Source organism: Lactobacillus iners, assembly GCF_011058775.1.
GTDB classification, from domain to species: domain Bacteria; phylum Bacillota; class Bacilli; order Lactobacillales; family Lactobacillaceae; genus Lactobacillus; species Lactobacillus iners.
The window spans coordinates 420,624-434,467 of record NZ_CP049230.1 but is presented as its reverse complement, the minus strand read 5'-3'; the positions used below and the strand labels follow the sequence as shown (position 1 = coordinate 434,467).

The 13,844-nt window shown below is 35.3% G+C and carries 8 protein-coding genes; 4 read left to right on the top strand and 4 right to left on the bottom strand.

The features are described 5' to 3' along the window. Position 1: 1 nt before the first annotated feature. The 4 genes from G6Z82_RS02165 to G6Z82_RS02150 form a co-directional block, all read right to left on the bottom strand. Positions 2 to 997, bottom strand: coding sequence for a type II secretion system F family protein (locus G6Z82_RS02165; RefSeq protein WP_006735790.1), 996 nt, complete (start codon positions 995 to 997; stop codon positions 2 to 4). Then, positions 969 to 1,943 carry a competence type IV pilus ATPase ComGA gene (comGA, locus tag G6Z82_RS02160; RefSeq protein WP_006733800.1) on the bottom strand — a complete coding sequence of 325 codons (975 nt, stop codon included), beginning with the start codon at positions 1,941 to 1,943 and terminating at the stop codon, positions 969 to 971. The genes G6Z82_RS02165 and comGA overlap by 29 nt, the downstream gene beginning before the upstream one ends. 123 nt (positions 1,944 to 2,066) lie before the next feature. Next, positions 2,067 to 9,428, bottom strand: coding sequence for an InlB B-repeat-containing protein (locus G6Z82_RS02155; RefSeq protein WP_164785751.1), 7,362 nt, complete (start codon positions 9,426 to 9,428; stop codon positions 2,067 to 2,069). 158 nt (positions 9,429 to 9,586) lie between these two features. Continuing rightward, a complete protein-coding gene (locus G6Z82_RS02150; RefSeq protein ID WP_160807902.1) occupies positions 9,587 to 10,078 on the bottom strand; it encodes an N-acetyltransferase in 492 nt (163 codons plus the stop codon). Positions 10,079 to 10,228: 150 nt separating this feature from the next. Between G6Z82_RS02150 and G6Z82_RS02145 the strand changes: the two genes are divergently transcribed. From G6Z82_RS02145 to codA, 4 genes are all read left to right on the top strand, one after another. Beyond that, positions 10,229 to 10,660, top strand: a complete 432-nt coding sequence (locus G6Z82_RS02145; RefSeq protein WP_006729038.1) for a LytTR family DNA-binding domain-containing protein — start codon at positions 10,229 to 10,231, stop codon at positions 10,658 to 10,660. After that, positions 10,657 to 11,103: a DUF3021 domain-containing protein gene (locus G6Z82_RS02140; RefSeq protein ID WP_164785750.1), complete on the top strand. Its 447-nt coding sequence runs from the start codon at positions 10,657 to 10,659 to the stop codon at positions 11,101 to 11,103. The genes G6Z82_RS02145 and G6Z82_RS02140 overlap by 4 nt, the downstream gene beginning before the upstream one ends. A gap of 183 nt (positions 11,104 to 11,286) precedes the next feature. Continuing rightward, positions 11,287 to 12,546: a cytosine permease gene (gene codB / locus G6Z82_RS02135; protein WP_006730679.1), complete on the top strand. Its 1,260-nt coding sequence runs from the start codon at positions 11,287 to 11,289 to the stop codon at positions 12,544 to 12,546. Between the two features lie 11 nt (positions 12,547 to 12,557). After that, entirely contained in the window at positions 12,558 to 13,793 is a 1,236-nt protein-coding gene (codA, locus tag G6Z82_RS02130) for a cytosine deaminase (RefSeq protein ID WP_164785749.1), read from the top strand. Positions 13,794 to 13,844 lie beyond the last annotated feature (51 nt).

Here is a 13,844-nt window from a genome sequence, read left to right as displayed (position 1 = left end):
CTTAAATATTTTGAATAGATGCGTACATAGGCATTAAAATTTTTAAATACATGGCTAAAATGCAAAAGCCAATTAAAATGAAACAAAAGGGTTGGATACTGACTACAGCCTTGCCTAATTTGAAATTTAATTCATAAAATAATGTTTGACTAAGCAAAACACACTTTTTGCTAAGTTCTTTAGTATCTGCACCAACTCCAAAAAGTAAAACTAAACTATCTGGCAAAAATTCTTCTTGTTTAATAATCTCCTCAATATCATTTCCCTTAATTAAAGCATCATTCATCTTACAAGTAATTGTTTTTGCAATGCTTTGATTCGTCTCATGATCAAAAAAATTACATATCTGTTGCAAGGTATAGCCATTGCACATTAAAATAGCAAATTCAGAAACAATTAGATAATGAATATATAATTTAACTAAACGCCCTAATATTGGAACATGAATCAACTTTTTAAATGACGTATAATCCTGCTTTTTAGCTAAAATGACAACATAAGAACAACCAATAAAAAATATACCTATTAAACTAATAATAATAGCAAAAATAAAATCGCTACTCGAACTATCAGAGCTTAATTCTGAATGCAAAAAAGTCTGCATAGCAATCAAAAGACTAACCATCATCACAATTAAAACAGCAGGATATGCCATCTCGCTCTTAATTTTTTTGATTTGTTCATTTTTGAGTCGCATAATCTTGGTTAATTGAGACAATGATTCAATTAAATTACCATGCTTAATTGCAAATGATATCTGTTGTGCGATCATACGAGAAAATCCAATAGCGACTAAAGATTGACCAATATCATTTCCTTGTGCAATATTGCTAGAAAGTTTTTGAATAATATTAACTTTTTCATTCCAAACGTGAGGTAGTATTTTTAATGATTGATTGAATGAAAAGCCATTATTTAAACTTTGTTGCAAATAATCCAAAAAGACCAATTGTTCACTTTTATTAAGCTTATCCTTCGAGAAAACTTTGAAAAACATCACTATCGATAACTCCCTTATGATATAAATTTTCTATATTTTGCTGCCAATCTACAAAATTAGTATCATGTTCACTAACTGATTTTCGCCATTTTGTAGCATCAGCTATATCCAATAAACACGAAAATGTGTTTTTCACAGTTGGCAACAATCGTTGGTAACTGATTGCTGTCAATGCATTTTCCAATTCTGGCATTTTAATACCTAATCCTAAAAAACGATCAATAATCTGATATGTGCTTTTAGCATGAATTGTTGTTAAAACTAAGTGCCCACTTAAAGCCGCATTGATTGCTACTTTAGCAGTTTGTGCATCTCTAATTTCACCAATGACTAAAATATCGGGTCTATGACGTAAAGCAGCCTTTAACAAAGATAGATAATCTATACCAGCTTGATTATTAATTTGCGTTTGCAAAAAATCAGGTTCTAATATTTCAATTGGATCTTCAATCGTCATAACAAATTTTTCTGAACTAATTTGCTTAATTAACTGATACATAGTAGTTGTTTTTCCAGACCCCGTTGGACCACTAGTCACAATCATTCCTCTTTTTTTCGAAAGTTGTTTTAATTTTTCAAATTGTTCTGGAAAAAAATAATGACAATCTCCCATATCATAAATAAGCCTAATTACCATAGATTCTCTATTTAAAAAATCACCAACACTAGAAAAACGCAAAAAAACATTTTTTCCATTAGTTTCCTTAATAAAAGAACCTACCTGAGGGCGACGATGTTCTGCAATGTCCATTTCAGCAATAAATTTAAAATGATTAATTACTTCGACACCTTTATTTGCAGAAATATTTTCAACAATCTGCAGACCAACTAATGTTTTAAATTTAATAGTATAACCATCAGCAGTTGGTAAGACAAAAATATCACTAACTCGCTGTTTAATTGCATGTTTAATTAATTCATCGGCATACATACTAGTATCCATACAACACCTCCTTTCTATCCATAAAATAATTACGCAAAAAAACATTTTTTATAAAAAAGAAGATAAAAAAATACACACAAAAAAAGGCAGTAAACGTTGTTACCGCCCTTTTGGACTTAAAAATTATTTTTTATTTTTACGTTTTTTATCTGCTAAAGTAAGCAAACAACTCAATCCTAAAATGGCCATTCCTAATGCGTAACCCTCATCCGAACCAGTCTGTGGTAATTTCTTTTGTTCAGACTTTGGCTCCAGCTGCGGCTTAGGCTGCGACTCTGGTTTAGGATCAGGCACCGGAGTTGGAGCTGGCGTTGGCTCTGGAGCTGGCGTCGGTTCAGGCTTTGGCTCCAGCTGTGGCTTAGGCTGCAACTCTGGTTTAGGCTCTGGAGCTGGCATCGGTTCAGGCGTTGGAGTTGGAGCTGGTTGTTCCTTCTTAACGACTTTCTCATAGACGTAAGTTATCGATTGATTCTTATCTCCTACTATCTTGCCTTTTGTACTCTTGCCGTCTGTTGAATAAGTTGGATTATCTTGGAGACCTTTTATTCCTTTAAATTCAAATCCATCTTTTTCATTCTTCTCGGTCGTGTACTCGTCGCCGTCATAACCATTCAATTTATTTTCACTTTGGATTGTACTAATAATCTTTCCGTCTTCATCCTTAGTGACATAAATGTGAATTTCCTTGAAGGTTCCCTTCTTCGGCTGTGGCTGCGGCGTTGGAACTGGCGTTGGAGTTGGAGCTGGTTGTTCCTTCTTAACGACTTTTTCATAGACGTAAGTTATCGATTGATTCTTATCTCCTACTATCTTGCCTGTTGTACTCTTGCCGTCTGTTGAATAAGTTGGATTATCTTGTAGATCTTTTATTCCTTTAAATTCAAATCCATCTTTTTCATTCTTCTCGGTTGTGTACTCGTCGCCGTCATAACCATTCACTTTATTTTCACTTTGGATTGTACTAATAATCTTTCCGTCTTCATCCTTAGTGACATAAATGTGAATTTCCTTGAAGGTTCCCTTCTTCGGCTCTGGCTTAGGCACTGGACATACTGGACACGGTTCTGGTTTCGGAGCTTGACGATAACTAGCTTCAAAGGTCGTATTCTGAGTAAATTGACCCTTAAGTTTCTTATTCCAACCGCTAAACTGCTGACCAGTATTGGCTGTCACACCTGGTTGAATAGAAGTCAAATCTACTTCACGATCAGGATCAACAAAGTATGTTGTTGCACCATCCAATTGCCCATCTTTACCTGCATCAAAGGTGATCGTATGATAATTCTTCTTAATGTAGTCCACACAATCTGGTGCAGTTTCAGATCCTTGAGCAATCACAGTCGGCAAAACAGTAAGATATGCTACACAATTAGCTGTTCTTGTAATTTTATCTGCTTGTTTATAAGTCAATGTTAACGGAATAACTTTAGTATGTCCTACTTCATCTTGAGCATATTTTTGAGCAGATTCTGATCCAAAGTTGTAAGCAACATCTGTACCTTGAGGTAAAGACTCAATGAATTCACTTGCCTTCGGCAAAGACATCCCTTGTCTAATAATCAAATGCTTGGTCGTCGGATCAACTTCCTGATAAGTAGCTACAATGTCTGTATCATAATCGAAACGAACATCCTTCAACTTGCAACTAAATCCTGTATTAGCTAAACCATTTCCTTGCTTATATCCCATCTTAGCTATTACATGCGGAGCTAACTGGCTAAGATCATGTACACGATCAGGATTTACATAATAGATAGTTTCATCTTTAGGATCAAATTGACCATGTTGACCAGCTGAAAAGGCAATTCGCTTATAATGTGCTTTAATATAAGCCTTTTCTGCTTCACTCAAGCCTTGGAGTTGCTTATTAGAAACGATATTATCAATCACTTGAATGGTAGTTGACTGCTTAACACCATCTGTATTAACAACTGTAACTTGTTGTTTACCTGCTTTTTGTGTAGTTGGGGCAGACCCACTATAACTAAACTTAGCAGCATCAGACAACTTATCACTATTAGTTACCAATGCCTTAGCTTCTGGTGCCTGATCACCAACACTCAGAATCATTGGCTTAAGCGTCATCGCATGTGCCTGATAGTCCGCTTCAATGGTCGTCTTATCACTGAATTTACCCTTCACTACCTTGGAATAAGGCGTATTTCCTTGTTTCCAACCGCTGAAATCATAACCAGCTTTAGCTATCACTCCAGGTCTTGGAATAGTGACTTCGACATCTGGTTTTACATAGTAACTACGCTCCACGTCAGGACTAGCAAAATCACCATTTTGTTTAGCATCAAAAGTAACGAGCTTATAGTGTGTGCGAATATAGCGATCGACAGCTAGCGTATGCTTATCAATTCCGCTATTCTTTTGATCTTGATCACTCAAATCAGCAGACAAGATTCTAGATTGAGCTACTACAGGGTTAACCACAGTTAAAGTGGTATCTAACTCGATTGTCCTGTGACTAGGTTTTCCTGCGTCATCGACTGCATCATAGTTAATCAATAACTTAACTGGACGGTCAACATAAGTTCGATCAGGTACTTTGGCACCGTTTGGTACAATAAAGTCTCCATTAAGCTGTCCTTGACCCTTAGCATAAGATACTATTACATTGTTTGGCAGATTTTTTGCACCTGCTAATAACTCTTTAGCATCTGGTAATGGATCACCAACGCTAATGATATATGGATTATCTTTTCTCGTGCTAATATCTGGTTCAAAAATTGCAGTGTAAGTTCGTGATTTAACTGAAGCCAATGTATCTGGTACAGCTGGATCCCAACGGACAAAGCGATAACCTGGGTTGGCCTGTGGTTTAATATCTGGCAACAACCCATTCTGCAAACCGTCAACAACATCATAAGTCAAATTAGCTACAGGTTGCTTGTCTTTATCATCAGTAGTTACTAATTTTCCGTTGCCATCAGTGTTGTAATAAATCCGCTGATAACCTGCTGGAGTTGCTTGTGATTGATCTTTTCGCTTCAATATCCGTACATCATCATAGGTGAAAATAACATTATATACTTTATTAACTCCGTTACCTTCTGGAGTCACTTCAAATGTCATTTGTCCTTGTGGATGTGTGTCATCTTTTTGCTTATCTTTGGCATCTCGGTCAGGTACGCTTACTTTGTTAAAGCGATAACCTTGAATTTGCGGTGCTGTAGCAACATCCCAATCAAGATTACCTGTTCTAATCGTCTGCGGTGGTAAAATATCCTTTCCATTCGCATCATGATACTGAACTTTATACACGTTTTGTCCAAATACTTGGTAAACAAACCAAGCAACATTCTTCTTTGCATCTTTGTTAACAGTAATCTGGTCAAATTGTGTATCTGGGAAATATTGTGGTCCTTCATAAACTGCCTGAGCAGAATAAGCTGCATCAGGTCGCAAATTATCTATTGTCTGCACAGCATCTATATCAACCATCGCCATTCGTTTCTTGGTCAATTCTGATTTTGTAGCACGCAATTCATTAACCTTGTTTGCATCAGTGCAAGCAGTTATTTGCTTATCTAGGTCTTGTTCTTGCTTAAAGAGGTCATAATAAGCTTTGATTGTTTCACCAGGCTTGAGTAAATAATGATGGATAGTTGCTGTCACACGCACATCTGGCACATATTTTGCCTTCAATGTCATATCTTCAACCACTGGATTATCAAAAGCATATGGATGCTCTTGCACCTTGCCATCTTTACCTTTAACCTCAATTACCCAACCAGTAAAGGCATAACCTTTCTGATGCGGCGGATCTTTCAAGAAGGGGGCATCCGTTCCTTCTGGTTTCTCATGCTCATGTAAAATCTGATTATGAACTAACTCCATATCATAGAACTTATTGCCCCAATAATTGATGGTCACTTTATGTTTAACTTCAGAAGGTCCCCATATTGGATAAAGAGCTAAGCCTCCTTCAGGCATCCCAATTGGTGTTAGATTCTTCTGTACTTCCTTAGTAAAGCCACTTGGAATTAAAGGCTGCGTACCACCAGCATCCAGTGCCCAACCTTTAAAGACGTAATCTTCTGGTAAATAAGTTGGTCTAGTAATTGTTTGACCTCTAAATTCCCATTGATAAGGTAGATGATGCTTAGTATCATTGGCCTTAAGTGGAACGACCGTCACTTCATCATTATATGAAACATTTCTAATATTTTCGCTATAAGGATGGTCTTCTTCAGCAAGTGCCGTATCAGCATCCCTACTACCAAAGAATTTCAGCTTATAGTGACAACGCTTATACCTATAAACTAATAACGTATTCTTTTCATAAGGTTCAGTATCCATATTATCTGGACCATCCAACTTATCAGTAGAATTATACTTAGTATAATAAATAGGTGATGCATGTTGCTCAAATAGAAAAGTAAAATCTGTCGGACTTCCTAAAAAATCAGGATGCTTAGTTTTATAATCCTCATACATCTCGTCTAAAGGATGCTCTTTATCAAGTAACTTACGATTACCTAAAACCCAACGCTTATATTCAGGTAACTCCAAAACAGGGCTAGATGGTGAAAGATGATCTGGATCATCTGGATCAGCTGGCTCAATATCAGATTCGTCACCACCTTTTGCTACCCAATCTTTCTTATATTGTTCATAAGACTCTTTAACATAATTATTAATATCTTCACTTAATTGCTTATATCGGGTAAAACCAGCTTCTAATTGTTCATAAGCTTTTTGGACTTGGTCCTTATCTCCAGTTAAACGGCCACTAATTAATAAATTAAAGAAATCATTCTTGTGACGACCCGGATGCTTAGCTACATAATCTGCTACCATCGGTTTTAATTCAGGAAGATATTCAGGATGATGGCGTAAATAAAACTCATATTGCCAGCGTTGATTACCTGAAAGAACTAGCAACTTGTAATCCTCTAAAGATCCCTCATAATCAGGATGATCTTTTTGATAGTTCTCATAATCTTCTTCCATCATATTATCAAGCTTGTCATTCATATCGTCAGCATCAACTTGTTCAGCTTTTTGCTTAGCATCTTCTGGAATTACCTGATAACCTTTAATCAGCGGACAGTTAAACGTATAGTCGTTGCTTGTGTCATTTTTGGAATAGGATTCCAATGAGAAGGCATAATGACGATCCTTATCATCATTTTTCTTAGCTGATTGATCAGTTTCCAACCTGATAATCACTTTTTGTGGTTCAACTTTACCTCTGTTTAGCCTTAAATCAGTTAAATCTGTCGTCAGCAACCGCCAATTGGATTTCAATGGTTTCCCATACAAAGTAAGATGTGGATTAGGTAAAGAATCCGTTCCTCCCAAAAAGGCCTTGGTTACTCGATAAGGTGGCGTATCCCTATATGCACCATATTCAGCATATTCACTTTTACCCTTTTCAGCTTTGTTTTTCAATACAAAGCCCAAAAATCCAATGGCATCATCTGACCCTCTAGTAGGATCACCATGTGTATCAAGATCAACACCTTCATGTCGTTGCATTCTGACTTCTGATTCTATTGGCCAGCGATATTGTAATGACGCACCATAGCGTGCTCTGACGACATAAGGCGAATAAAGTGTCTTGCCATCTGTTCTAGGCTTCATTTTGACAATATTTCGCTCGTCAAATTGAAAATCACCATTCTTATCAAAATCTGGCTGAGCAGTATTATCATACCAATAAGTTACCCATTTTCCTTCAGCATCCGGTTTGACAATTGGTGTATTGTAACCACTATCAACACCCTTTGCAACATCCCCTTTAGCAAAAATCAGATCATAAGGTTTGCGATCATAAATCAGATCTAGCACTGTGTCGCCTTCTGGACGGATGATCGCACGACTCTGGTGTCGTGCATCTGGCTGAGTAAACTTAAGTGTCGTTTTGCCTGTTTTCTTATCCACCATTAAGTGGTTCATTACTTTAGTAAATCTGTCATTTAAGACGTAGTACTTTCCAAACTCAGCAGCAGTCTTACGATCGCTTTCTACTGTATCAGGGAAAGCCATCTTTTCTATTTCTGTTTGCTCTATATGAGGATCATCAATTGTAGTCGGTTTAGATTCATCTACTGAACCATCACCATTTTTAGCAAATGTATCAACAGTTCGCTTAACACGTCCGACAAAGTCATAGTTCACAATATTATCTGGATGAGCATAATCGACAAGATCTGCTTTTTGAGCCCAAACGTTAACTGTATACTCAGCTTTTTCAACTGCTTTCCAGTGTGCTTTAAAGGTGACTCCATTAGCTGGCATCGATTTAATACTTGTAAACTTTTGTTCCTTATTTATTTTGGAACCTGAATGTTCACTATCTGATAATCCACTAACTGTCCAGCCTTGAAATACATAACCGCGACGTGTAGGATTAGCAACCTCTGTAACTGGTTGCTGGTAGTATACTCGCTTAGTACGTATGCTAGTACCATTATCCGTGTCATATTTGACTTCATAACTATCACGATAATAACGCAAAGTAAATATTACTGGCTGATCACTATCTGGTAAAGCAGAACGAAGCAGGTTAGTTTCCGGACGATAACCTGGAATAAAGATTGGCTGAGCATATGCCACCGTACCTACAGTTCCATAATTACGAGTTAATACAACCTGTTTTTGTTTACCATTTTCGGTAATTGTCTTAGTAACTTTATAAACAGAATCAGGTAACTTGACATCTTCAAATTCATTAGGATTATCAAATTTTTGCACTAAATGACGAACGTAATAAACTTTTTGTTCTGGTGTATATGGTACATTAACTATTCCTTTATAATGCAAGCCACTTTTATCAGCTGAATCAGCTTTGGCATGTTCTTTAATATAAGCGGCATCAATTTTGATATAATGTGTCTTTTTTTCATCTAAATCAGTTGCTGTAACATATTTGCCATCTTTTTTGATATAAGTTCCAGCGTATGTACGATATCCTACCAAATGAGGCACTTCCAAATATTTAACAAAGTCTTTTTTGTTAAGTTCTCTTTCAGTAAGTGTTAGTTCATATGGCTGATAGAGTTGCGAAACGACATTATCATTTAGTGTATAAACAAAACGCAAGTTATAAACTTTGCCACTTTTTTCATTAGTCACTTGATCATTAGCAGTTGATTGATCTTTGGCTTCTAGATGATTTGGATTAACAGGTACTTTATTAGAATGACTTGTTTCATCAACTGGCGTATCTTGTTTTGCCTTTTGCTCAGGTTTTTTGTCCTTAATCTCACTAGTTACAGCTTGATGATCTTTTTCCTTAGAAGTCTGATCTTTTTTCTTATTGTCAGTTGCAGACTTTTTATTTTCTTGTTTATTAACAGTCTCCTCAGTCTTTACTTCCGTTGCAGATACCGTGTTTGTACCCATAGGTAAAACAAAACAACCAGCAATTGCGACTGAAGCGACACCTACCTTAAGTTTTCTGATGCTGTAACGATTTATATGTTCAAATATATGCCTTGATTTATTAAGTTCATTATTTTTTCCTACCATATATCATTACCTCTATACTAAATTATTTTTTCAATTATTAAAATCATTATGCTAAATTATTATCCTATAACTCAATTTTATTATAGTATAAAAGTAAACTTATTACATTAATTTAAACTTTTGATTTTTATAAAAAAGGTGATCAACTTGGCATTTCATCACTTTTTCGACCACTGATATGCAATTCTAGGAGAGCCATCATCAACATGAATAATCCCGCATCTGGTGAATCCATTTTTTGCAATTAGCGACTGCATAATCAAATTGTTGGCATGGGTATCAAGCTTAACATTATCAATCATATTCTTGCAATAATCGGCAACAGTTTTAAAGACGCCATGTACCCGACCATCACTTGCAATTCGATGAATAGTAATATAGGGATCATTATTAAGCCAAGATCCATCTTCAATATGCACATATGTAGGATCTATACCTTCATATAAAGCAACAACCCCGTGTATTCCAGTTTCATCGTAGACTACTTTACATGCCTGATTCAAAATATCGCAATCAATTAATTCTCTTGTAGGGTAGCTATGACCCCATTGAGTTGGATTGCCACATTTAATCATAAATTCTTGTGCATAACAATATATCTCCATAATCCGTGGTACATCCTCTTTAACAGCATTTCTGATTTTTAACATCTAACTTTTCCTTTCAATGTATATTAATTACCAAACTAAGCCAAAATAATGGCCATTTATGACTTAAAATATGCCATTTATACAACTTAAGTATAAATTGCGATTTTACCTGATATACTTATTCTATCAAAAGAAAACAGGAGGGACGTAATGAAAATCAACTTACATGTAGATGCATCCATTAGTGAAGAACATGCCGAAATATGGGTTAAACAAATGAAACCAAATCTGGAAAGTATGTTGCAATATCTAAATAATAATCAGGTATTGTGGTGCTATTATGATGATCAACTAAAACCTATTAGTTTAAATGATATTTTTATTATCCAAACTGATGATCGAAAATTGGATATATCCACGCAAAATAGACATTATAGTTGTCGCAAGCCGCTTAAAGAAGTCAAGGCAATTTTAAATAATGACTTTATTGAAGCATCTCGCAGTGCTTATTTCAATTTCAAACATATCGATCATCTAGTATTGCTAAATGATGGTGCGATTGATGTAGTATTGACGAATCAAGAGCGTATAGCAATTTCACGTAGAAAAATCAAAAATTTAAAGGAGAGATTAGGATTATGAAAAAATATATATTAAGTGCGATTAAAGGAATGTTTTTAGGTATTGCAATCGGTTTATGTGTCTCAATATTTTTTAACTATTTAAATGGTGCTGACACATACCTACCTTCTACTCCCGTCTTTACCAGCCATTTTGCTCGCCCTCTCAATGCAGTAACCTTTTCAGTTGTACTTTGGGCTTTAATGGGATTGGTATTCAGTATGGGAGCCTTAATTTTCCAAATTGAACGATGGACCTTATTAAAGAGAACTATTGTCAATTTCTTTGTCTACTATATCTTTTTTACACCTCTAGCATTTACGGCTCACTGGTTTATTATTGATGTACCACATATATTAGTATTCACTATCATATTCACCCTTATTTATGTGTTGATCTGGTTTATTAATGCCCAGTTAATCAAAAATGATATTAAACAAATCAATGAAAAATTAAGGAAATAGTTTTAAATATAGACAGATAGAAATAAAGAAAGCTACATTTTAAAATGTAGCTTTTTTGTATCTTAAATCGATAATAACTCTAAAAACATCCAATTTAATCTTTACATCAAAAAAGCTCTCTGCTATACTGTTAGCAATTTAGACTGAAATAGAAGGATTAACGATTTAATAAGGAGTTTAGAAATGAAAAATTATTTCAGAAAAATTAGTCAACCCGATCAAAGTCGCGTAAATGAGATTGATCAAGAATATGCCCATAGTCGAGTTAAAGGCAATCGTAAGAATTTTTGGCAAATGCTCGTTATAATGGTCGGTTTTACATATTTTTCACCAAGTATGACAGCAGGTGGTCATTTAGGATTAGGGTTAAATTTATCACAATTCATTATTGCAGTTATTTTAGGTAATTTATTTTTAGCTATATATACAGGCTGTTTAGCATATATTGGACAACACACTGGCATGAATCTAGATTTGCTAGCAAGGCAGACATTCGGCAGCAAAGGTGCTCACCTAGCTTCATTCGTAATTGGTATCACTCAAACAGGTTGGTTCGGTGTTGGCGTAGCAATGTTTGCTATCCCTGTTGCCGCATTTTACCACTTGAATGTTTATTTGCTAGTTTTAATTATGGGATTTTTGATGACTTTAACGTCCGTAAAAGGAATTAAAGCTCTCTCTATCTTCGGTATTATTGCAGTTCCGCTTATAACGGTGCTCGGATTTTATTCAGTATATCTTTCATTTCATACAAGTGGCAGTTTGCAAAATATGTTTAGCAATCATCCTCTCAAGCCACTATCTATGGCGATGGCTTTGAGTATAGTTATTGGTAATTTCATATCTGGTGGTACTTCTACGCCAAACTTCACTCGTTTTTCCAAAAATAGTATTGGTGCAATCAGTGCGACAGTAATAGCATTTTTCGTAGGAAATATTTTTATGTTTATCTTCGGAGCTACTGGAGCTGCTGCCTTTGGTAAAGCTGATATCTTTGACACACTAATTATGCAAGGCTTAGCAATACCAGCAATTTTATCTTTAGGCCTTAACATTTGGTCAACAAATAATAATGCTTTATATGCTTCCGGTATTTCTTTAGCAAATATCACTAATAATTCCATGAAACTAATGACAATGATTGCTGGAACAATCGGTACCTTACTTTCCATCTTCTTATTTGAACATTTCACAACATATCTATCACTATTAAGCTCATTAATTCCGCCAATCGGTAGTATTATTGTAGTAGATTATTTTATGCATCGCTCAAATTACAAGACTGAAGAATGTCCAATTAACTATAATCTTTCAGCTCTATGTCCAATTTTTATTGGTGCTTTCGTTGGTTGTGTTATTAAAATTGGTATTCCACCTATTAACAGTCTAATTGCGGCTATTATTAGTTATTTACTTTTGCAATATATTAAAATAAACAAATAGGAGATTCAGACATGCTATTAAAAAACGCTTATATTGAAAATGCTACTAAATCACAAGATATTCGAATTGAAAAAGAAACTTTTACTGCTATTGCAGATCATTTAACACCATTACCGAATGAAAAAGTAATTGATTTAAATTATAAGTTGGTGCTACCACCCTTTATCGAACCGCATGTTCATCTTGATTCTGCATTAACTGCCGGGCAACCAAAGTGGAATGAATCTGGTACTCTTTTTGAAGGCATCGAAACGTGGGCTCTACGCAAAAAAGATTTAACAGTAGAAGATGTTAAATATCGAGCAATTCAAGCAATTAAGAAACAAGCAAGTAATGGCATCCAATTTGTACGTTCTCATGTAGATTCAACTGATCCAAATCTTACTGCTATGCGAGCACTATTAGAAGTTCGTGAAGAATTAAAGGGAACGATTGAATTACAAATTTGTGCTTTTCCTCAAGAAGGAATTCTATCTTTTCCAAATGGAGCAACATTGTTAGAAGAATGCTTAAAAATGGGAGCAGACGTTATCGGAGGAATTCCTCATTACGAATTTACTCGTGAATATTCAGTACAATCATTGCATAAAATAATTGATCTTGCCTTAAAATATAATGTTTTAGTCGATGTTCACTGTGATGAAATTGATGATGATCAATCAAGAAGTTTAGAGACTTTAGCATGCCTCGCCTTAGAAAGTGGTCTCAAGCAAAAAGTAACTGCCTCACACACTACCGCAATGCACAGCTATAATAATGCCTATGTCCAAAAACTATTTCGCTTACTACGTTTAGCAGATATTAACTTTATTGCCAATCCGCTAGTCAATACACACTTACAAGGGCGAATTGATACCTATCCTAAACGCCGAGGGATGACAAGAGTCAAAGAATTACTAGCCAATGGTAACAATGTTGCAATGGGACATGATGATATTTTTGATCCTTGGTATCCACTAGGTGACGGGAATTGTTTAGATGTTATTCATATGGGATTGCATGTTGGACATATGATGGGATACAAAGAAATAATGAATAGCTATCGGTTTTCAACGTACAATGCAGCACGTGTCCTAAATATTAGCGATCGTTATGGCATCGAAGTTGGTAAACCGGCGAACTTGATTGTATTAAATGGTAAGAATTTCTACCAAGTTTTAAATGAACATAGTGAAGTTTTATATTCTATTCATAAAGGTAGAGTCATTGCTAAAACAATTCCAAAGAAGAAAGAAATTTTATTTTAATTAAAACACCAAAAAAACCTTTCCGTGGTTGCATCGCAATCCAGAAAGGTT